Annotated in this window: 16 protein-coding genes and 1 rRNA gene; 3 read left to right on the top strand and 14 right to left on the bottom strand. The window is 74.4% G+C overall.

The genetic code is table 11. The features are described 5' to 3' along the window. Positions 1 to 163 precede the first annotated feature (163 nt). The 3 genes from AB0R04_RS29855 to AB0R04_RS29845 form a co-directional block, all read right to left on the bottom strand. Positions 164 to 1,606 carry an aldehyde dehydrogenase family protein gene (locus tag AB0R04_RS29855; RefSeq protein WP_063347635.1) on the bottom strand — a complete coding sequence of 481 codons (1,443 nt, stop codon included), beginning with the start codon at positions 1,604 to 1,606 and terminating at the stop codon, positions 164 to 166. A 199-nt stretch (positions 1,607 to 1,805) separates the two neighbouring features. After that, complete coding sequence (locus tag AB0R04_RS29850; RefSeq protein WP_363376679.1) at positions 1,806 to 3,371, bottom strand: PucR family transcriptional regulator; 1,566 nt, start codon at positions 3,369 to 3,371, stop codon at positions 1,806 to 1,808. 187 nt (positions 3,372 to 3,558) lie between these two features. Next, positions 3,559 to 5,637: an ATP-binding protein gene (locus AB0R04_RS29845; RefSeq protein WP_363376677.1), complete on the bottom strand. Its 2,079-nt coding sequence runs from the start codon at positions 5,635 to 5,637 to the stop codon at positions 3,559 to 3,561. A 240-nt stretch (positions 5,638 to 5,877) separates the two neighbouring features. Here AB0R04_RS29845 and gabT point away from each other — a divergent pair, with 240 nt between their 5' ends. Continuing rightward, a complete protein-coding gene (gabT, locus tag AB0R04_RS29840) occupies positions 5,878 to 7,218 on the top strand; it encodes a 4-aminobutyrate--2-oxoglutarate transaminase (protein ID WP_363376675.1) in 1,341 nt (446 codons plus the stop codon). A gap of 490 nt (positions 7,219 to 7,708) precedes the next feature. Continuing rightward, positions 7,709 to 8,377, top strand: coding sequence for a phosphatase PAP2 family protein (locus AB0R04_RS29835; protein WP_363376673.1), 669 nt, complete (start codon positions 7,709 to 7,711; stop codon positions 8,375 to 8,377). On the opposite strand, the gene AB0R04_RS29830 is transcribed toward AB0R04_RS29835, so the two are convergent. Next, positions 8,350 to 8,682: a DUF2218 domain-containing protein gene (locus tag AB0R04_RS29830; RefSeq protein ID WP_063347639.1), complete on the bottom strand. Its 333-nt coding sequence runs from the start codon at positions 8,680 to 8,682 to the stop codon at positions 8,350 to 8,352. The two genes, AB0R04_RS29835 and AB0R04_RS29830, sit on opposite strands and share 28 nt — an antisense overlap. Positions 8,683 to 8,849: 167 nt before the next feature. Between AB0R04_RS29830 and AB0R04_RS29825 the strand changes: the two genes are divergently transcribed. Then, a complete protein-coding gene (locus AB0R04_RS29825) occupies positions 8,850 to 9,464 on the top strand; it encodes a MarR family transcriptional regulator (protein WP_363376671.1) in 615 nt (204 codons plus the stop codon). A gap of 78 nt (positions 9,465 to 9,542) precedes the next feature. Here the strand turns inward: AB0R04_RS29825 and AB0R04_RS29820 are convergent, their stop codons facing one another. The 10 genes from AB0R04_RS29820 to rrf form a co-directional block, all read right to left on the bottom strand. Continuing rightward, entirely contained in the window at positions 9,543 to 10,271 is a 729-nt protein-coding gene (locus AB0R04_RS29820) for a ZIP family metal transporter (RefSeq protein WP_063351112.1), read from the bottom strand. 328 nt (positions 10,272 to 10,599) lie between these two features. After that, entirely contained in the window at positions 10,600 to 12,336 is a 1,737-nt protein-coding gene (locus AB0R04_RS29815) for a restriction endonuclease (RefSeq protein WP_363376669.1), read from the bottom strand. Positions 12,337 to 12,450: 114 nt separating this feature from the next. Continuing rightward, positions 12,451 to 14,349, bottom strand: a complete 1,899-nt coding sequence (locus tag AB0R04_RS29810) for a hypothetical protein (RefSeq protein WP_363376667.1) — start codon at positions 14,347 to 14,349, stop codon at positions 12,451 to 12,453. A 268-nt stretch (positions 14,350 to 14,617) separates the two neighbouring features. Beyond that, the gene (locus tag AB0R04_RS29805; protein ID WP_079135597.1) at positions 14,618 to 14,932 is read right to left on the bottom strand and encodes a cupin domain-containing protein; all 315 of its coding nucleotides are present in this window, start codon (positions 14,930 to 14,932) and stop codon (positions 14,618 to 14,620) included. 124 nt (positions 14,933 to 15,056) lie between these two features. Beyond that, positions 15,057 to 15,713: a YigZ family protein gene (locus AB0R04_RS29800; RefSeq protein ID WP_363376665.1), complete on the bottom strand. Its 657-nt coding sequence runs from the start codon at positions 15,711 to 15,713 to the stop codon at positions 15,057 to 15,059. A 167-nt stretch (positions 15,714 to 15,880) separates the two neighbouring features. Next, positions 15,881 to 17,170, bottom strand: coding sequence for an aldolase/citrate lyase family protein (locus AB0R04_RS29795; protein ID WP_363376664.1), 1,290 nt, complete (start codon positions 17,168 to 17,170; stop codon positions 15,881 to 15,883). 152 nt (positions 17,171 to 17,322) lie between these two features. Then, the gene (locus tag AB0R04_RS29790; RefSeq protein ID WP_363376663.1) at positions 17,323 to 18,930 is read right to left on the bottom strand and encodes a DUF2637 domain-containing protein; all 1,608 of its coding nucleotides are present in this window, start codon (positions 18,928 to 18,930) and stop codon (positions 17,323 to 17,325) included. A 201-nt stretch (positions 18,931 to 19,131) separates the two neighbouring features. Beyond that, positions 19,132 to 19,797: a response regulator transcription factor gene (locus AB0R04_RS29785; protein ID WP_063347646.1), complete on the bottom strand. Its 666-nt coding sequence runs from the start codon at positions 19,795 to 19,797 to the stop codon at positions 19,132 to 19,134. Further along, a complete protein-coding gene (locus tag AB0R04_RS29780; RefSeq protein WP_363376662.1) occupies positions 19,749 to 21,158 on the bottom strand; it encodes a histidine kinase in 1,410 nt (469 codons plus the stop codon). The genes AB0R04_RS29785 and AB0R04_RS29780 overlap by 49 nt, the downstream gene beginning before the upstream one ends. Positions 21,159 to 21,360: 202 nt before the next feature. Next, positions 21,361 to 21,447 (bottom strand): 5S ribosomal RNA (gene rrf, locus AB0R04_RS29775); the annotation flags it as partial.

The following is a 21,447-nucleotide window of genomic DNA, read 5'->3' as shown; positions in this document are numbered from 1 at the left end:
AGCTCGAACGGCTGCTCGCCGGCGACGCCACGGTCGAGGAGGCCGTCTCCGTCGCGGGCGGACACAACGGCTGACGCGGGCGGACAGCGAGGCTGAGCCGACCTGGCCCCGGAACGGGCGAAGGGCCCGGTCACCGGACCGGGCCCTTCACTCACGGGTTCGCTCAGAGGTCGAGGCCGCTGAGGACCAGGACCTTCTCGACCGTGTAGTCGTCCATCGCGTACCGGACGCCCTCACGGCCGACACCGGAGTCCTTGACGCCGCCGTACGGCATCTGGTCGGCGCGGTAGGACGGCGCGTCGCCGATGATCACACCGCCGACCTCCAGCTCCCGGTGGGCACGGAACGCGGTCTGCAGGTCGTGCGTGAACACGCCCGCCTGCAGGCCGAACGCCGAGTCGTTGACGGCCGCGAAGGCCTCGTCCACGCCGTCCACCCGGTGCAGCGACAGGACCGGGCCGAACACCTCGGCCTTGGCCAGGATCGCGTCCGCGGGCAGCTCCGCCAGCACGGTCGGCGCGTAGGTCGCACCCTCGCGGCCCCCGCCGGCGAGCACCTTGGCGCCCTTGGCGACCGCGTCGTCCACCCAGGACTCCACCCGCTTCGCGGCGTTCTCGTCCACCAGCGGGCCGACGTCCGTCGCGTCGTCGTTCGGGTCACCGGTGACCTGGGCCTTGACCTTGGCCACGACCTTCTCCACCAGCGCGTCGTACACCGACGCGTCGGCGATCACGCGCTGCACCGAGATGCAGGACTGGCCGCCCTGGTAGTTGGCGAACATCGCGATCCGGGTGGCCGCCCAGTCCAGGTCGGCCTCCGAGGACCAGTCGGCGAGCACCACGGCCGCGGCGTTGCCGCCCAGCTCCAGGGTGCAGTGCTTGCGCGGCACCGAGTCCATGATCTGGTAGCCGACCTTGTCCGAACCGGTGAACGAGATCACCGGCAGGCGCTCGTCCTGCACCAGCGCCGGCATCCGGTCGTTCGGCACCGTCAGGATGCTCCACGAACCGGCCGGCAGGTCGGTCTCGGCCAGGATCTCGCCCAGCACCATCGCCGACAGCGGCGTCGCCGGGGCCGGCTTCAGGATGATCGGGGCACCGACCGCGATCGCCGGGGCGACCTTGTGGGCGACCAGGTTCAGCGGGAAGTTGAACGGGGCGATCCCCAGCACCACACCGCGCGGGAAGCGGCGCACCACCGCGAAACGGCCCACGCCGCCCGGGTCGGTGTCCAGCCGCATCGTCTCGCCGTTGGTCCGGCGGGCCTCCTCGGCCGCCCAGCGGAAGACCGACACCGCGCGGCCGACCTCACCACGGGCCCACTTGATCGGCTTGCCGTTCTCCGCGGTGATCAGCTGGGCGAGCTCCTCGGTGCGCTCGGCCAGGCGCTTGGCCACGTGGTCCAGCGCGGCGGAGCGGACGTGCGCCGGGGTGGCGGCGAACACCGGCAGCGCGGCGACGGCGGCGTCCAGCGCCTCCTCGACCTGGGCCTCGGTCGGGATGCTCACCTTGCCGACCAGACGGCCGTCCCAGCTGTTGTGCACCTCGAAGTCGGCGTCGCCGCTCGCCCGTCGGCCGGCCAGCCAGAAATCGTACGTGGTGGTCACCGTGGTACCGGCCCTCTCCTCGTCGTCATCGGGCCCACGGGTGTGGGACCCGAACCCGAGGGTAGGTGGGGCGGCGCACCGACCGGATTGGCCGACTCGGAGCGTTCGCCCCCGACGCTGCTCCATCCCGTCCAGGGCCTCCCGGGCCGGGCCGCGCCCGGGCACAGCCCGGACGGCCCCGGTGCGGCCAGGGTGCGACCTACTCCTCGCCGGAGCGCAGCGCCAGCCACAGCTCCATCCGCACGTCGGTGTCGTCCAGCGAACGCCCCAGCAACTCCTCGACCCGCCGCATCCGGTAGCGCAGCGTGTGCCGGTGCACCCCGAGATCGGCCGCCGCCGCGTCCCACTGCCCGTGCCGGGACAGCCACGCCCGCAGCGAGGCCACCAGATCGCCGCGGGCCGTCCGGTCGTGCTCGCGCAGCGGCCGCAGCAGCCCCTCGGCGAACGCCGTCACCGCGTCCTCGCCGAGCAGCGGCAGCAGCGACCCCGCGCCGACCTCCTCGTGGTCCACCGACCGCCGGCCACCGCGCAGCGCCACCGCCAGCGCCCGCTCGGCCTGCGCGTGTGCCGTCCCCGCGTCCTCCAGCGCGGCCGGCGCCGACACGCCCAGCGACAGGCCCTCGTGCTCCTCCACCACGCCCAGACAGGCCCGGTGCACCGCCCCGTTGTCCAGCGCCAGCACCATCAGCCGCGCCCCGTGCGCGCCGTCCTCCCGCGCCACCAGCAGCTTCTCGCCCACCCGGGCGCCCGCCTGCTCGGCCCGGTCGCCCAGCTCCCCGAGCGCCTCCGCGGCCTCCGCGTTCGGCCCGGCCCCGGCCACCAGAACCCGTATCGTCCCCTCCGGCATACCGCCGAACAGCCCCACCGCCACCTGGCGGGCCGTCGCCACCTCGCCCGCCAGCACCATCCGCAGCAGCGCCGCGCCCATCCGCTCCTCGGCCTGGCGCAGCTCGCGCGAACGCTCCAGCGTCAGGGTCAGCAGCGCCACCGCCGCGTTCAGCACGTACCGCTCGGTCGGGGTGATCCGGTCCTCGGTGCCCACCGCCAGGAAGCCCCGGGCCCGCCGGTCCGCCCCCAGCGACTGGACCACCACGTAGTCCTCGTCCGCCGTGTCGATCCCCGGCGCCCGCCCCTGCAACGCGGCGCTCGACGGCGCCGGACGCCGGCGCAGCCGGTCCACCTCCGCCGCCAGCCGCCCCGCCCGGCGCGCCGCCCAGTCCGGCGCCACCACCGACAGCGCCCCCGACCCGTCGTACAGCGCCGCCCAGCCGCCCAGCCGGGCCGCCAGCCGGCGCACCACCGCCGTCGTGCCGTCCTTGCCCAGCGCGGCCCGGGTCAGCTCCTCCTGCGCCTCGAAGGAGGTCGTCACCGCCTCGTACTGCTCCGCGGCCAGCGCCGCCGACACCACCTTGCTGATCGCGATGAACGGCGTCGGCTCCGGTACCCGCAGCAGCGGCAGCCCCCGCTGCGCGGCCGCGTCCACCAGCGGCTGCGGCACCTCCGTGTGCGACAGCCCCACCCCCAGGCCCAGCCCCACCACCCCGGCATCGGCCAGCCGGTGCACGTACGCCTGCAACTGGGCCGCCGTACGGCCCAGCTTGATCCCGGTGGTGAGCAGCAGCTCGCCACCCTCCAGGAACGGCGTCGGGTCGTCCAGCTCGCTGGTGTGCACCCAGCGGACCGGCCGCTCCAGATGGTCCGCGCCGGCGAGGACCGTCAGATGGAGCGAACTGTTACGGACAACGGAGGCGAGTGTGGGGGGCATGGCACCTTCGGGGGATCGACCTGACCGCGCCGTTGCGGCCGGGCGAGGAGAGGGCAATGGGACAAGTGAGAGTCTCTCCCCCTCATTATGGACGCTCCGGACAACCGGCACTGCCGAATCCACCGTGAAGGCGAGCTTCCGCCCCGCGCCCGGTCAGCCCCGTCAGCCCTGTCAGCCCGTCAGCCCGTCAGCCCCGAAGATCCACCAGCAACGGCGGCACCTGCTCCCCCGACACCGCGGTCAACGACACCACCGCGTGCCCCGCCGGCAGCGCGTGCGCCAGATCCGACGGCGACCAGCGCAGGCGCTCCACGTCCCGCGTCGTCACCGACTCCGTCTGCGCCGCCGTCCCCGACAACGCCCGCCGCCCCAACCGCCCGGCCCGCCGCACCACGCCGCCCGAGGTGTCGGGCGTGTGGGTCACCGCGGTCTCCTGCACCAGGTGCGTCCCCCAGGCCTCCGAGAACAGCCGGCCGTCCCACGGCGCGATCCCCGGGAACGCCATCCGGCAGCCGACCGCGCCGAACAACGGCGCCCGCAGCGCCTCCGGCAGATCCACCAGCGTGCGCAGCAGCAGCACCGCGCCCGCGTTCGCCCCCCGCATCCGCTGCACCCCGCGCACGGCGGTCGCGTCCAGCGCCGCCGAGGCGTCGTCCACCACCAGGCCGGCGAACAGCGAACGGTCCGTACGAGCCCCCGCCGCCTGCACGAACTGACCCACCACCAACCGGGACAGCATCCGCGCGGCCTCCGGATGGCTGCGCTCCGGCAGCTTCACCCGCACCCGCAACGGATGGTCCAGCACCCGCATCGCGAACGGAGGCCGCCCCGTGCCGTCCGTCGCGAAGGCACCCTCGAAGGCCGGCCGATCCAGCAGCGCCAGCCGGTCCGCCAGCAGCGCCCCGGGATCGTCCGCCCGGCCGCGCTGACGCTCCCGGTGCTCCAGGTCCCGCTCGTACACGGCCAGCCGGCCCGCCACCCCGAGCGCCTTCACCAGAGCCGCCAGCACGTCCGGCTCACCGGCCAGCAGCGCCCGCAGCTCCCGCACCCCCGGATAGCGGGCGTACGCGGCGTGGAACGGACCCACCACCTGCTGCAGCGCCGTCCGGGCGTTCTCCGCGCGCGCCGTCAACTCATCCGGCAGCAGCGCCTCGGCCAACCGGGCGGCCGCCTCGTCCGGATCCTGCGCCGCACCGTAGAGGTCCAGCCCGTACACCGACGCCGGATCACCGGGCGCGATCACCACGTCGTACCAGGCGTCCGGGCCCAGATCCGCGTCCGCCGCCCCCACCACCACCACACACGCGGTACCGGCCAGCGCCTGCAGACACAACGCCTCCGCCACCGGCCGCGCCAGCCGCGCCGTCTTCCCCGTCCCCGCCGGACCCACCGCCAGCAGCGACGTGCCCAGCACCGCCGGATCCAGCGCGAACCCGGCCGCCCGATGGCTCAGCGGGTTCTTCGGCACGTCCTGGGCCGTCCCCAGGCAGACCTGACCCAGCAGCAGATCGTGCCGCTCAGCCCGGTCCGCCAGCTCCCGCGACTCCGAAGGGTGCGCGAAGGCCGCCCCACCGCGCGCCACCACCTGCTCGACGAAGGCCGGCACGAACGCCGGATCCGCCTGCGCCGACTCCCACGCCCGCTGGATCCGCACGTAGTCGACGTCCCCGACCGCCTCCCGCTCCAGCCGCCCCGCCGCCTCGGCCGCGCCGCCCTGCCGCAGCCCGCCCCACGGGTCCAGCCGCCGCACCACCTGGGCCACCGCCACGCCCTCCTCGGCAGGCTGCTCCTGCGTCACCGCCCGCGACAGCAACGGCGACACGTACCGCCGCCACACCTCGGGCCAACGGCCCATCCGGCCGAAGAGCTTGATGACGACGCCGATCACCAGGACGTTCAAGGTGAGCACGACCGACGTCGCCACCAGCGCCGATTTCGACGGGAGGACGCCGATCATCGTCGTCCCGGCCTCCGCGAGTTCGACACCGTAGACATAGACCAACCACCCCACCACCGCGTTGAGTCCCGCCCGCAGGAGCAGCGGCCAGGCCGCGACCTGGGCCGCCTCCGCCCGTTCCGGGTCGAGCGGGCGGTAGCCCAGCCGGTAGACGCCGGGTTCGGCTTCCGGGCGCGGGGCCGCGGCCCAGGTGGGGAGGTCGAAGGCGGGGGCCCCGTCGGTGCGGGTGCCGGGCCGTTGGCGGGGCATGGGGGCCGGGGGTCCGGTGGTGGTCCGATCGGTGTGGTGGTGTGCCCCGTCGTGCGCCATGTACGGCCCCGCTCCCTCGCCCGCCCGGCCCGATCGCCGTCGGTGCCGCCATACCCATGCCGCCGTACCGGCGACACGCCCGCGCTCAATGTAGTGGAGCGGGGCCTGCTGGTAGTCGCACTACCCGCGCTGGCCGTGCCGGACAAGTCGGACGGCTCAGTGCTACCGAGTGGCGCATGCCCGGCCGGGGAGGGCGGCCGTAGCCTGCGAAGCACCGAGCCGAGAAGTCTGGAGAACCCCATGAGCGCCGCAACGCCGCTCCCGCAGGAGCGCCGCCTGGTCACTGCGATCCCCGGTCCGAAGTCGCAGGAGCTGCAGGCCCGCAAGCTGGGTGCGGTGGCGGCCGGTGTCGGCACCACCCTGCCGGTGTACGTGTCCCGTGCCAACGGCGGCGTGCTGGAGGACGTGGACGGCAACTCGCTGATCGACTTCGGCTCCGGCATCGCCGTGACGAACGTCGGCAACAGCGCCGAGGCCGTGGTGGCGAAGGCGAGCGAGCAGCTGGCCGCCTTCACCCACACCTGTTTCATGGTGACCCCGTACGAGGGTTACGTGGCGGTCGCCGAGCAGCTGAACGAGCTGACCCCGGGTGACCATGACAAGCGCACCGCGCTGTTCAACTCGGGCGCCGAGGCGGTCGAGAACGCGGTGAAGGTGGCCCGCGCCTACACCAAGCGCACCGCCGTCGTGGTGTTCGACCACGGCTACCACGGCCGTACGAACCTGACTATGGGCCTGACGGCGAAGAACATGCCGTACAAGCAGGGCTTCGGCCCGTTCGCCCCGGAGATCTACCGAGTGCCGGTGGCCTACCCGTACCGCTGGCTGACGGGTGCGGAGAACTGCGCCGCCGAGGCCGCCGCGCAGGCGATCGAGATCATCAACAAGCAGATCGGCGCCGAGAACGTCGCCGCGATCATCATCGAGCCGATCCAGGGCGAGGGCGGCTTCATCGAGCCGGCCAGGGGCTTCCTGCCGGCGATCGTGGAGTACGCGAAGGCGAACGGCATCGTGTTCGTCGCGGACGAGATCCAGACCGGTTTCTGCCGTACCGGCCAGTGGTTCGCCTGTGAGGACGAGGGCATCGTCCCGGACCTGATCACCACCGCGAAGGGCATCGCCGGCGGTCTGCCGCTGGCGGCGGTGACCGGTCGCGCCGAGATCATGGACGCCGCGCACGCGGGCGGCCTGGGCGGCACCTACGGCGGCAACCCGGTGGCCTGTGCGGCCGCGCTGGGCGCCATCGAGACGATGAAGGAGCAGGACCTCAACGGCAAGGCGCAGCGGATCGGCGAGATCATGCTGGGCCGCCTGCGGGCGATGCAGGAGAAGTTCGACATCATCGGCGAGATCCGCGGCCGCGGCGCGATGATCGCCGTCGAGCTGGTGAAGCCGGGCGGCAAGGAGCCGAACGCGGAGGCCACCGCGGCCATCGCGAAGGCCTGCCACGCCGAGGGCCTGGTGGTGCTGACCGCCGGCACCTACGGCAACGTGCTGCGCTTCCTGCCGCCGCTGGTCATCGAGGAGCACCTCCTGGCCGAGGGCCTGGACATCCTGGAGGGCGCTTTCACCGCCGTCTGAGCGGTGTCGCCCGTCAGGTCGTGAACCCCCTCCGGAGGGTTGTCCGGACAGCGCTGAACGGCCCGTGGGGACCTCTGGTCCTCGCGGGCCGTTCGGTTGTCACCGGCCGGTCGGACGGGCCCGACGCCCGGTCGGGCCAGGTCGTCGGGGCTCCCGGAGGGCCGCCCGGGGCGGGGTGAAGATGATGTGGGGAATCGCTGAAGGCGCTCGGCGCGGAAGGGCTGTTGACGTAGTGTCATCACCGATGGACAGCGAGCCGCAGCCATGGGCGGAGCCGCTTGCGGGGTCGCCCCCGACGGCGGGTCCGCATGCGTGCCGCGAGGACAACCAGGCCGCCCCGGGAGGGGTGGCACCCACCGAAGACCGATCGACCGACCGTCCGACCCACACCCCCCGGGGCGCACGGAACGGCGATCATCAGAGCCGCCCCGGAGCTCTCCCCCCTGCTCCGGGGCGGCTGTCCGGCGTTCCGGGCCGGGTGGCCCGTTCGGTGGCCGTGCCGCTGACGGCGGCGGTCGTCCTGTTGTTGGTCTCGTGGCAGGTGGCGGTGGACGGCCCGCTGCTCGGATGGGACCGCGCGGTCCGCGGAGCCGTCCGGAGCGCCCACCGGGACCACCCCAGCGCGCTGCTGGACCAGCTGGGCCAGGTCCTGTCCGACCTGGGCGACAGCGTGCCGGCGATCCCGGTGCTGCTGGCGGCCGGCGTGCTGGCCGCGTGGCGGTGGCGCCGGACGGGGGCGGCGGGGCGCTGGTGGCTGCCGCTGCCGGTGGCGGCGCTGACCGCCGGACTGATCCCGCTGCTGGTGGTGCCGGCCAAGGCGGCGTTCGCCCGGCCGGGCCCGCTCGGTGATCCGCTGACGCCGGGGCAGTGGGGCTGGTACCCGTCCGGGCACACCGCCACCGCGTCGCTCTCGTACGGGGTGGCGGCGCTGCTGCTGGTGCGGGTGGCGGGACCGTGGGCGGCGCGCCTGCTGACGGCGGGCGCGATGCTACTGGCGGTGGGCGTCGGCGCGGGGCTGGTGTGGAGCGACTTCCACTGGCTGCTGGACGTGGTGGCCAGCTGGTGCCTGGCCGCCCTGGTGCTGTGGGGGCTGGCCCGGTGGCTGCCCCGGCCGGGCGGCGGGGGCGGCGGTCAGGCCTCGGGGTCGTCGTTGCGGTGAACGAGGCCGGTCTCGCCGTTGTCGCGGTGCCACTCGATGACGAGTTCGTCGCGGGCGCCGAAGCGGACGAGGTGGCGGCCGACGACGTCCTCCAGGCCGGGCAGGTTCTCCCGCTCGCCCTCGACGGTGAGCAGCAGCGCGTCGGGCCGGGCTTCCAGGGTGGCGGTGCCGGCGCCGAAGACCAGGGTGCCGCGGCCGGTCTCCTCGGAGAAGGTGGCCTCGATCTTGCGGCCCATGTGGGCGGCGAGCTGCTTGGCGTAGCGGGTGGGGCGGTCGGTGGTGACGCGGGCTTCGGAGCGGGGCACGGGCCCTCCAGGATCCGGGGAGAGAACTTAGGGTCCCCTCAGTCGGGGCTACGCTAACCCAGGTACTGAGCCAAGCTCAACATTTTTCTCCGGGTGCCGTCCGCTGTCGGCCGCCGGCCCCGGACCGGCCGATACCCTGGGACGGACGCCTGCCGAGGAGACCGCCGATGACCACCACGCCGACCGACCCGGCGGACCCCTCCCCCGGCCCGCCCGGCGCCCCTGCCGAGGCGACCGCCTCGGACACCACGACCTCGGACACCACCGCTTCGGACACGGCCTCGGACACCACGGCCTCGGACACCGCCGCCGAGCTGGCCGACACGATGACCAGGGCGATCAAGCGGATCCGTCGGCAGACCGGGTGGCGGCTGGAGCCGTACGGCATCACCCCCGGCCAGGCCCGGGCGCTGAACACCCTGGCCCACGCGCCCGGCTGCGAGCTGCCGGACCGCGCGATGCGGCTGAGCGACCTCGCCGAGCGGCTGCACATCGCCCCGCGCTCGGCGACCACCGTGGTCGACGCACTGGAGGAGGCCGGCCTGGTCGAGCGCAGGCCCGATCCGGCCGACCGGCGGGCGGTCCGGATCCTGCTGACCGAGGCGGGCCGCGCAGCGGTGGAACGGATCGGGCAGGTCCGGCACGAGGTGGCCCAGGAGTACTTCGGCGAGGTCGGTCCCGACGAGCAGGAAGTGCTGCTGCGAGTGCTGCGCGCCGCCGAGGCCCGCTTCCTCGCAGCCGGTCCACCACCGCGGACGGCGCCCCCGGGCGCAGCGCGGTGACGCGGGAGCGGTCGGCCGCGCTGGGCGGCCCGCCGCGTTAGACCCCGTCCCGGCCCGTCCCGGCCTGCCCTGCCGGGCCTAGGTGGCGAGGCCGATCACCAGCCACATGAACCCCACCCCGGCGACGGTGCAGAGCAGGGTGCTGCGGGAGGGGTGCGGGCTGTGGGCTTCCGGGAGGATGTCGGAGGTCGCCAGGTAGAGCAGGAACCCGGAGAAGAAGCCGAGGTAGAGGCCTAGCAGGTGCTCGGGGATGGTGAAGGCCAGGGTGATCGCGGCGCCGGACACCGGGGCCAGCGCGTCCGCCGCGAGCAGCGTCAGCGCCCGCCGCCGGTTGTTCCCGTAGAGCCGGGTGATCGTGTACGTGTTGAAGCCGTCGGCGAAGTCGTGGGCGACGACGGCGATGGCGACGACCGTTCCGACCGTGGTGCCGGCCTGGAAGGCGGCGCCGATCGCGAAGCCGTCCATCACGCTGTGCCCGACCAGGGCCAGCGCGGCGGTCAGGCCGACGCCCTGGCGCCCGGCGTGGTGGGCGTGCGCGTGCTGGTGGCCGTGGGTGTGCTCGGCGTACTCGCTCTCGTGGCCGCGGTGGATGGCGACCGCGCGTTCGACCACGTGGATGGTGAGGAAGCCGACCGCGAACATCAACAGCGCCTGCGGCACGCCGTGCACCTCGTCCGGTGCCTGGCGCATGGCCTCGGGCAGCAGGTCGAAGGCGACCACGCCGAGCATGAGGCCGGCGGCGAAGCCGAGCACGAGGTGGCGGCGGTCGCCGGTGCGCTGGGCGACGAAGCCGCCGATCAGGGTCATCAGGAACGCCCCGGCGGCGACCAGGACGGCGGTCACCGGGCCGCCTCCGGGTGGGTCGATCCGCCGTGTGGGCGCCGGCGGGTGCCGCCGTGTGGTCTGCCGGGCGCTCTGCCCATTCCTCTCCCCCTGGGGTCCGCCCGTGGCCGGGCCGACCGCCGACCGTATCGGACGACCGTTCGACGGTGATCGCCCGGGGTGCCGCTGCTCCGCCGGTGCCCGTTCCCCAGCCTCGGGTCGGGTACGGGGGCGCGCCCGCCGGGCGGTCCGTCGGGGTGAGCTGCGAAGACGGGGACGGGGACGAGGGTGGGGGCGGGGACCGGAGGTGGAGTCAGCGGCCTGCGGCGAGGGGCAGGCCGAGGTGGGTGCGGGCGAGTTCGCTCACGCCTTCGCCGTCGACCAGGTGGATGTGGCGGTGGCTCTCCTCGCCCGTGAGGTCGAGGGCCTCGTCGGCGAAGCGGCCGGTGGTCAGCCGCAGTCCGCGCTCGGCGGACTCCTCCTGAACGGCCTCGGCCAGGGTGACGATCTCCTCCGCGCTGACCGGCGCGGCGCCCCGGGAGGCCCAGACCACCCAGCGGCCGGGCAGCGCGCTGCCCGGGGCCCCCTCGCCGGTGGCGACCAGTCCGGCCGGGCCGCGCAGCCGCACGCTCCACTCGGCGAGCCCGCCACGGGTGAGCAGGTCGCGCACCAGCTGGGCGAACTCGTTCGCGGACAGGTCGGGTGCGGCCGGTACGGCGGCACCCGCCTGCGCGGCGGGCTGCACGCCCACCCGGCCGTACGGGTTCGGGGTGACGGCGGCGCCGAGCTGGCGCAGCCGGACGAGCGCCTCGTCCTGCTCCGCGTCGGCGTAGACGCCTTCGTCGTCACGCTCCTCGTACGGGGTGGCGGGCGGCAGCAGCCGGGTGCGGGCCAGTGCGTCGCGGTCGGCGTCCACGCTGACCAGGCAGAGCGGCTCGGCGGTGCCGGGCTCGCGCAGCCAGCCGTTGAGCACGACGCCCGCGAGTATCTCGTCGGTGTCGACGGCGTCGGCGGCCTGGAGGGCGCGCAGGGCGAGCCGGGCGACCAGGCGCAGATAGTCGGTGGCCCGGTCCGCCGGCGGGCGCGGGACCGGGACGATGTCGCCGTCCGGGGCGAGCCGGTAGCCGGTGAGCGAGGGCACCAGGTCGAGCGGCGGCAGGTCGAGGTCCAGCACGGCGGTGCGGGTGAGCGGGCGGAAGACCGCCCGGCAGGGGGCGGGCAGGTCCTGGGTGGCGGTCTCGGCCGCGGCGAGCGCCCGCTCCAGCAGTGACTCCACGGCGGCCGGCTCGGACAGCCGGTAGGCCCGTCGGCACTCCTCCAGGCTCTCGTTGTACTCGCGCACGGCGCGGGCCCGGGCCTCCTCGGCCGCCTCGTGGACGCGCCGGGACTCGTCTGCGGCCGGGTTGTCGGCCTCGGCCCGGCGGGTGCGCCACTCGCGCAGGGAACGCTGGTGGGCCAGCCGGGCCTGGGCGAGTTCGCGCTGGTAACCGGAGTCGAGCAGGCGACGGGCCGGGGCGCCGTCGGGGTCGGCGGTGGCCGGCCCGGCGGGCGCGAAGTCCGCCCAGCGGGGCTCGGCCTCGCTGCCGGTCTCCGGCCCGTCGGCCTGGTAGGGGCGGGGCTCGTAGTGGCGCAGCTGGCTCTCGAAGTCCATGGCCGAGACGGGCAGTGCGGCCCGCCGGAGCAGGTCGGCCAGCCGGTCGTGCTCGGCCTGGACGGTGAGCGTGCGGTGGTGGGTCAGGGCGGCAGCCCGGCCGTGGGCGGCGATGGACTCCTCGGGCTCGGCCGGGCCGCCGCCGGACGCACCATCGCCGGACCCGCCACCACCGGACGCGCCGTCATCGGGCATGCCACCACCGGACGCGCCGTCATCGGGCATGCCGTCACCGGGCGTACCGGGGGCGGCCGGGCCGGGGTCGGCGGCGTCCGGGTCCAGGCCCTGGCCCTGCCCCTGGCCGGTGTTGAACTCTCTGAAGACCGAGGCGAGGAAGCCCGGCCGGGGGAACTGGACGGTGGCGGTGCCGTCGGGCTGGCCGTCTGCTGAGTGCTGCATCGGTCGTCGTTCCCCCATGCTCGTCCGGCGCCTGCCCGGGGCGGCCGGCGACCCTGCGGCCCGCCCCTGCCGGACATTGTCCACCGAACGGGCGGCAGTGGTCAGCCCAGCCTCTCAGTTGGTCCGGGTGTTGGTCAGGTGCAGGCCGATGTAGCCGACATAGATCCGGCCACTGCCCGAGCAGTCGTCCAGGTAGTGCAGCCGGGGCGCGGTACGGCCACCGCCGATCCGCAGGTGTGCGCCCATGAAGGCGCGCCGGGAGGCGTCCACGCTCTCCGGGACGGGCAGCATCCGTTCGCGCTTCCACTTGGTGTGGCTGAACACCGTCCGGGACTCCCCGCGCACCGCCTTGCGGGGCGGGAAGTGGTGGCAGCCCTCCGGGGTGTGCTCGCACCACTGCTTGAAGTCGCCGCCGGCCGCGCCGCGGACCGCCGCCTCGGCGTACTCCTGAAGGGCGGTCAGCCCGTCCCAGGCGAGCCGGGCCCAGCCCGCGCCGGAGCACCGGAGCCCGTCCAGGGCGAGCGCGTTCTTCTGGTCACCGGTGAAGGTCAGCAGCGTGAACTCGTCGATCCTGGCCATGAGTTCGGTGAAGGTCTCCGGTTTTCCGGGCCGGGCAAACGGCTTGGCGGCGAAGTGCCCGGCGGCGCCCTGGAGGATGCAGTGGCGCCCGGTGAGGGCGCGGGAGCCGGCCCGTACGTGGCCGTCCCGGCCGTCGTGGCGCTCGCGGAGCTCCGGACGGTCGCGGCCCTCATGACCCTCGCGGCCGTCCTGCTTGTCCCGGCTGTCCCGACCCACGCGGTTGTCCCGGCGCTCGTGCCGCAGGGTGCGCCGGACCCGCTCCAGCTCGTCGGCCCTGGCCTGCTGCTCGGCGCGGTCCTGCTGCTCCTCCCGGACGAGCGCGGCCAGCTCGGCGCGGGCGGCCGCCTGGTCCCCGGCCGGGCTGACGGCCGCGCGGGGCGGCGCCGGGGCGACCCGCAGCACCGGGACGGCCGCCAGCGTGGGCGGCAGCGGCAGGTCGGCGGCGAGCCGGCGCGGCTCGCGGGCGAGCAGCCCGGCCGCGCGGCGGAGGTCCTGCTCTATTCGCCCCCGGGCGAGCACCGGGTGCCGGGCGCCGTCGCACCGGGAGGCGGGGTCGACCTCGGGCAGGTAGGTGCGCACCGCTCCGCCGTAGACGCTGTGGTACTCCAGCGCGACGTTGAACCCGGTCCGGGCGCCCGGGTCCAGGACGTAGGCGGTGGCCAGGCCGGGCAGCTGGTGGCAGAGCGGGCGGACGACGTCCTCGACCCAGCGGTCGAGCGGGAGGTTCACCGGGACGCTGGCGACCACGACGGGCAGCCGGCGCTCCGGGTCGCAGAGCTCGTCGATCAGGCCGTCGACCTCGCCGGCGGTGATCACCCGGGGGGCCGGGTGGACGGCGGCCGGGCCGTCGGTGGCGTCGAGCAGCGGCAGGAGGGTGCGGGCGAGTTCGGGCACCGGCACCCGGCAGGGCGTCCGCACGCCGTTGCCGGTGCTGTGCGTCTCGGCCTCCAGCCGGACCCAGGTGGGGCCGTCGGCCGCGGTGGCCACGGTCAGGGTGAGCTGCTGGGTGCCGTGCGGGGTCGGGGTGCGCAGGCGCCGGCGGTCGTAGCGGCCGGCGGCCGGGCCGCCGCGCAGCGGGCCCTGGTCGCGGTCGAGCAGGACGCGGTCGCCCAGGCGCAGTCGCTCGGCGGCGGGGGCCGATCGGGGCTGCGTCGGTCCGGACGTCGTCAGCCCAGGGGGCGTCAGTTCGGGCAGTTTCGGTCGGGTTGGAGCCGTCCCCGTCGAGGCCGGTCCGGCCGGGGGCGGCCCGGTGAGGGCACGGGGAGCCGGCGGGGGCTCCTCGCAGCCTTCCTGTTTCAGCCAGGCGGCGAGCTGCTCGTCGGCCAGGGCGACGGCCTCGCGGTGCGGGAGGGTGGTGGTGACGGTCATCCGGTAGGGCGTCGCGGGGCCGGTCAGGTCGGCGCCGGCGGGCGACGAAAAGCGGTCTGAGGTCATGCGCATACCTCCGTGGTGCGGGGTGGGGTCTGGTGTCCTCCATCGATGGGTTATTCGTCCGGTTCGGCCGGATCCTTGCCCAGGAAACGCCACGGCCCGGAGCGGAAGTTCCAACTCCGGGCCACGTCAATACGTTCGGGTGAATCTGCTCAAGCCGTGCACCGCGTGGCGCGGCTCCCGGGCCCGCCCCCTCGTCGCCGGACGGCGGACGGCGGGCGACGGGGCACGGGTGACAGCGCCGGAGCAGCCCTGGTCAGACCTCGGCAGGTCAGGCCTCGGCGGGCCGGGCGCCGCTGCGACTCCACGCGGGCTCCGCGACCGGCACCGCCAACGGGCAACCGGCCGGGGCGGCATAGCTCGCGATCAGCACCACGGGCTCGTCCCCGAGGTTGCGCCCCACGTGGACGTGGACCGGTCCGGCCTCCTCGACCAGCGAGTCCCCGGCCCGGCTGACCTCGACCCGGCCGTCGTGCAGGGTCCGGGTCAGCGTCCCGGACAGCACCACCACGTCCACCCGGCCCGGGTGGTAGTGCCAGCCGGTGCTGGCCCCCGGCGGCAGGGTGACGGTCTGGACGACGGGCATCTCGGGGCGGCTTCCTGCTCGACGACCGGACCAGGCTAGGCACGCCCCGCAAGGCTCCGAAACGGATCGGCCGCGATCTGGCCGAATAGGTGGCCGAAAGCGCCGCCGCCCGCCTGCTCCGGCATCAGACCGGCACCTCGACGTACGTCCGGCCGGCCGGGACCGCGACGGCGGTACCGCCGGTCGCCTCGGCCAGCCAGGCGTGGAAGGCCGACACCTCCGGCTGCGGCACACCCACCTCGATCCGCACCCCGGCCGGCTCGTAGGCCAGGTCGCTCACCGTGTAGCCGGCCGCCCGCAGGTCGTTCTCCACCCGCCCGGCGCGCACGTGGTCGGCCGTCACCGCGAGCAGGGCCACCGGCCGCCGCTCCAGCAGACCGATCTCGTCCACCGTCTCGGACACCGCGTTCCCGTACGCCCGCACCAGGCCGCCCGCGCCGAGCTTGATGCCGCCGAAGTACCTGGTCACCACGGCGGCGGTGTCGGTCAGGCCGCGCCGGCGCAGCACCTCCAGCATCGGCACCCCGGCGGTGCCGCCGGGCTCGCCGTCGTCGCTGGAGCGTTCGCGGCGCTGCTCGTCGCCGACCACGAAGGCGGTGCAGTTGTGCCGCGCGTCCCAGTACTGCTTGCGGATGCCGGCGATGAAGGCCTGCGCCTCCTCCTCGTCGGCGACCCGGGCGAGGTGGCAGATGAACCGGGACTTCTTGATCTCGGTCTCGTGGCTGCCGGCCCGCCGGATGGTGAGGTACGGCCTGGCGGTCGGTTCCGGCGTGGCGGACATGACGCGGTGGTTCTCCCGGAAACGGCGACGGCTGGCGGCGCACACCCCGGGCGTCCCGGGGCGGCACCGCCAGCCTACGGCGTGTCTTGTGAATCAGGCCGAGACCGCGACCTGATCCACAAGACACGCCCTAAGCCCTGGCCGGGCTTCGTCGGCCGGTCGCGGGGTCAGCGCCCTGCCAGGGCGTCCAGCCGGGCGCGGTCCAGGCCGGTCAGCGCGGTGACCTCGGCCGGGTCGACGGCGCCGCAGTCCAGGCCGCGCAGCAGGTAGCCGCTGAGCGCCCGGGCGGTGGCCGGCTCGTCCATCACGTCGCCACCGGCCTTGGCGACGTACGCGGCCAGCCGGGCTGCGGCGGCCGCCAGGCCCTCGCGGTAGAAGGAGTACACCGCGACGTAGCGGGTCGGCAGGTGCGCCGGGTGCATGTCCCAGCCCTGGTAGTAGGCGCGGGCCAGCGAGCGGCGGACCAGGTCGTGATGCAGCTTCCAGGCGGCGTGCACCTGTTCGGTGGAGCCGGTCGGGATGACGTTGGTCGAGCCGTCGGAGAGTCGGACGCCGGTGCCGGCCGCGGCCACCTGCATGACCGCCTTCGCGTGGTCGGCGACCGGGTGGTCCATGCTCTGGTGGGCCGCGCTGACGCCGCAGGAGGCGCTGTAGTCGAAGGTGCCGTAGTGCAGCCCGGTGGCGCGGTCTTCGGCGGCCTCGATCATCCGGGCCACGGTGGCCCGGCCGTCCGGGCCGAGGATGGCCTGGGTGGTCTCGATCTGGATCTCGAAGCCGATCCGGCCGGCGGGCAGCCCGGCGCGGCGCTCGAAGTCCTCCAGCAGCCGGACCAGCGCGGTGACCTGCTCGGCGTAGGTCACCTTGGGCAGGGTGAGCACCAGGCCGTCCGGCAGGCCGCCGCCGGCCAGCAGGGTGGCCAGGAACAGTTCCAGGGTGCGGATGCCGCGGTCGCGGACGGCCGCCTCCATGCACTTGATCCGGATGCCGAGGTACGGCGGCGCGGCGCCCTCGGCCACGGCGGCGGCGACCAGTTCGGCGGCGCGGACGGCGGCGGCGTCCTCCTCGGCGTCCGGGCGGGGTCCGTAGCCGTCCTCGAAGTCGATCCGCAGGTCCTCGACCGGCTCGCGCTCCAGCTTGGCGCGGACCCGGGCGTGCACGTCGGCGAGCAGCTCGTCGTCGGCCAGGCCGAGGGCGCGGGCCAGCTCGGCGGGGGTACGGGCGTGGGTGTCGAAGGCCTCCAGAGCCTGGCGGCCCCACTCCCGTACGGTGTCGGCGGCGAAGGCGTCGGCCGGGACGTAGACGGTGTGCACCGGCTGCCTGGTACCGGTGTCGCCGGGGTAGCGGCGCGCCAGGTCGGCGTCGACCGGGGCGAGCAACGCCTCCACGGCGGCGCGGGCGGCGGCGGAGAAGGAGGCCCCGCCCGTCGGTCCGTTACCGTCGACCTCGACCTGCGACATCCGCACTCCTCCACGCCGGACCAACACTTCAACAATTTGTTGAGGAGAAGGTAGCTCCGGCCGAACCGGGCGTCAACGGCCGACCGAGCGGTGGACGGAGAAGCGTTCGACGGAGGAACGTTCCACGGGGTGTCCGGCCGAGGCGGCCCGGGTCAGTCCCTCCCGGCGGCGGCGTAGCGGTCGCGCAGCTGCGGGTAAAGCTCGGCGACGTCCTTGGGGTGGACCGAGCCGTCCGGACGGTTGCCGGTGACGCCATACTGCTTGGTCAGCCACTCGGCGAGGCGCTGCGGGTCGGGCTGGTGCTCGTGGTTGTCCATGTAGCTGACCAGCGCGTCATAGGCCAGGTCCGGATCCAGCCGGGACGGGGCCGAGCGCGGCGCGGACTCCTCGTCATGGACGGGGGGCTGCTCGGCCGCAACGAACTGCTCGCCGTGGACGGGCTGCTCGGCCGGAGCGGGCTGCCCAGCCGGAAGGGGCTGCCCCGGGTGACGGGGCTGCGGCTCGGCGGCGAACCCCGCCTCCTGGGCGACCTGGGCCTGGGGCTGCTGCGGGAGGACCGGCTCCTCGGCGACCGGACGCGGGGGCTTGAACCACGGCGAGGCCTGGCCGGGCACCCGCCCGCCGGGGGCGGCGTCGGACGGGTGTCCCGTGGTGCGCACCGGGCGCTCGGTCCACACGTTCAGCTCCTCGCGGTGCGGCTGCGGGGCCTCCTCCGCCACGCCGTCCGGCTCCTGCGCGGCACGCAGCCGGACGGCCGCCAGCTTTGCCAGCATCGGCGCGGCCACCTCGGCGGACATCGGCGCGACGGCGACCGGAGCCGGGGCCGCGGCCGGTTCGGGCTGGGGCTGGGGCTGGGGCTGGACCTGGGTCTGAGCCTGGGCCTGGGATTGGGGCTGGACCTGCGGTATCTGCTGCGCCTGCCGGGCCGGCTCCGGGCGGGCCGAAGCGGGGGCGGCGGCGACGGGAGCCGCGGGGGCGGCGGCCTCGGCCGGGGCGATGGCCGTGGCGGCGCGGCCGTCCTGCCGCTGGAGCTCCAGTGCCTCCTTCTCCGCCAGAGCCTCCCGGGCCTCGCGCTCGCGCGCCTCCTCGTCCAGACGGTCGAACAGCGCCGGGTCCAGCGGCACCCCGTACTTGGCCAGCTTGAGCGGCAGCAGAGCCTGGATCGGCGCCGAGCGGCGCCAGCCGCGGCCATACCGGAAGCGCAGCTGCGCCCGGTAGACCAGGCGGTTCTGCTCCAGCCGGACGACCTCGTCGTAGGAGCGCAGCTCCCACAGCTTCATCCGGCGCCAGAGCTTGAAGGTCGGCACCGGGGAGAGCAGCCAGCGCATCATCCGGACCGAGTCCATGTGCCGGTCGACCGTGATCGCCGCGATCCGGCCGACCGCGTGCCGGGAGGCCTCGACCACGACCACGAAGAGCACCGGGATGACGGCGTGCATCCCCATGCCGAGCGGATCGCCCCAGGAGGCGGCCGCGTTGAAGGCGATGGTGGCGACGGTCAGCACCCAGGCGGTCTGCCGCAGCATCGGGAAGGGAATCCGCAGCCAGGTCAGTACCAGGTCGAGCGAGAGGAGCACGACGATGCCGGCGTCGACGCCGATCGGGAAGGCGTAGGAGAAGGCCCCGAAGCCCTTCTCCTGGGCCAGTTCGCGCACCGCGTTGTACGAGCCCGCGAAGCCGATGCCCGAGATGATGCAGGCGCCGGCCGCGACCAGGCCGAGCAGGCCCCGATGGGCCTTGGTGAGCGTTGGGCGTGCCATTACGTCTATCAACCCCTGGATGTCGGCTGCTGCCGTACGCTGCCTCGGCTGCCGGTTCCCGCTTGTCGGGGCGCCGGACGGCTGAGCGACCTCCGGGCTCGGCCCACCGGAGTTTACTCGTACACCTGTTTCAGCGTTTCCGCAGCCTGGCGTGTCACCGTCCGGGGCTGACGACCCGCCCGCCGTGGACCGGGCGGATCGTCAGCCCTTCGGCCCGGCCGTTCCGTTGAGGTAGGTCAGCACCGCGAGCACCCGGCGGTTGGCGTCCTCGGCGGGGGCCAGTTCGAGCTTGGTGAAGATGTTGGCGATGTGCTTGGCCACCGCCCCGTCGCTGACCGCCAGACGGGCGGCGATCGCCGAGTTGGAGCAGCCCTCGGCCATCAGCTCCAGCACCTCGCGCTCGCGCGGGGACAGCCGCAGCAACGGGCCGGGCCGACGCGAGGTGATCTGCATCAGCTTCGCGATCACGTCCGGGTCCATCGCCGTTCCGCCGGCCGCCACCCGGCGGACCGCGTCGATGAACTGGTCGGCGTTGAACACCCGGTCCTTCAGCAGGTATCCGATCCCGCCGGTGCCGTCGGCCAGCAGCTCGCGCGCGTACAGCTGCTGAACATGCTGCGACAGCACCAGCACCGGCAAGCCCTGGATCTCCTTGCGGGCCTTCAGCGCCGCCTGCAGCCCCTCGTCGGTGAGCGTCGGGGGCAGCCGGACGTCGACCACGGCCACGTCCGGCCGGTGGGTCAGCAACGCCTCCAGCAGCTCGGGGCCCGTCTCCACGGCCGCGGCGATGGTGAAACCGTGCGCCTCCAGCAGTCGGATCAGGCCTTCGCGAAGGAGGTAGAGGTCCTCGGCGAGGACAACTCGCACGGCAGCTCCAAGGTGATGGTGGTCGGACCGCCCGACGTGCTGTCGATGGCGAGGACACCGTCGAAGGTACCCAATCGCCGCTCGATCCCGCGCAGGCCGGTGCCCCGGGACGGATCCGCCACGCCCACCCCGTCGTCCGTCACCGTGATCCGTAGGAGCCCGGCCCGGTACAGGATGTCCACCCACACTTGCTCCGCCCCGGAGTGCTTGGCCGCATTGGCCAGCAGCTCACAGATGCTGAAGTAGACCGCCGCCTCCACCGGCGCCGGCGGACGGTCCGGCAGGCTCACGCACACCTCGGTCGGCAGGGCGCTGTCCAGCGCCAAGGCGCGCACGGCGTCGCCCAGTCCACGCTCGGCGAGCACCGGCGGGTGAATGCCGCGGACCAGGTCCCGCAGCTCCTGGAGCGCCCGGGCCGAGGACTGCCGCGCCTCGGAGAGCAGTTCCCGGGCGGCCGCCTGGTCGGTGTCCATCAGGTGCTCAATGGTGCCCAGCGTCATCCCTATCGCGACCAGTCGCGCCTGCGCGCCGTCGTGCAGGTCCCGCTCGATCCGCCGCAGCTCCGCCGCCTGGTCGCCGACCGCGTCCGCCCTGGTCTCGGTCAGCTCGGCCACCCGCCTGGTCAGCTGGGCGTGCGTCGCCCGGCCGTCCTGGTCCAGCACCCGGCGGGCCGCCTCGGCGTACCCCCGCACCGCGTACGGCGCCACGAGCACCCCGACCGCCACCATGCCGAGCCCGAGCACGGCGCTCAGCAGGACCGACACCAGGCGTGCGGGCACCGGCCCGAACCCGTCCACAGGCAGCGGCGTCAGGGTGCAGGCCACGCCCAGCACCATCAGGACGGCCACCGGGCCCGCCAGCGCCACCACCAGGGCGGGGCTGATGGCCAGCCAGGTCACCTCCGACCGGGTCGTCCGGTCCCGGGCGCCCCAGTGCAGCAGTTGCGCGTACTTCGCGACCGTCCGGGAGCGGTGGTACGAGTAGCCCGTCCACCAGTGCCCGCGTTCGTCCAGCTCCAACGCGGGCCGGGGCTGGTACACCGCCGGCAGGCGGATGCCGTACCAGCGCTCCAGCTGCTGGCGCGTCCGGCTCGCCGTGCGGCGCACGAACAGAGCCGCCACCAGGGCGCCGGCGATGGCCGCCACCGCGAGGCCGAACAGGACCACCGGGTAGTACGAATCCTGGAAGACCGAGGCCGTGACCCCACCCGCCGCCATCGCCGCCCCCACCGGCAGCACTAGCCCCGGCACCGCGCCCACCACCAGGAGAGCCAGCCGCGCCAGCCCCTGGCCGCCCGACGCGACGGCCGCCTCGGTCTGCGCGCGCACCGTCGCGCCGCTCGTTCGACTCGCTGTTGCCACGGAAGCTCCTGATGCCGGTCTCGATCGTCCTCCACAAGTGTTCACGAACGACCCGCTCCAGGCACTGGCCATGCCACCCCAATTGCGAGGTGGTCCTAGCACCACCTGCGGGTGGACATAGCCCGAGCGGATTGTTGAGATTGTCTGGAAATGCAAAGAACCCCCATCCGGTTTCCCGGATGGGGGTTCTCTGTGAATAATTGTTCGGCGGCGTCCTACTCTCCCACAGGGTCCCCCCTGCAGTACCATCGGCGCTGTAAGGCTTAGCTTCCGGGTTCGGAATGTAACC

It is taken from the genome of Kitasatospora sp. NPDC056731 (genome assembly GCF_040687675.1).
GTDB lineage: Bacteria > Actinomycetota > Actinomycetes > Streptomycetales > Streptomycetaceae > Kitasatospora.
Note: the sequence above shows the minus strand (reverse complement) of the source record. Positions and strands in the feature narration are given on the sequence as shown.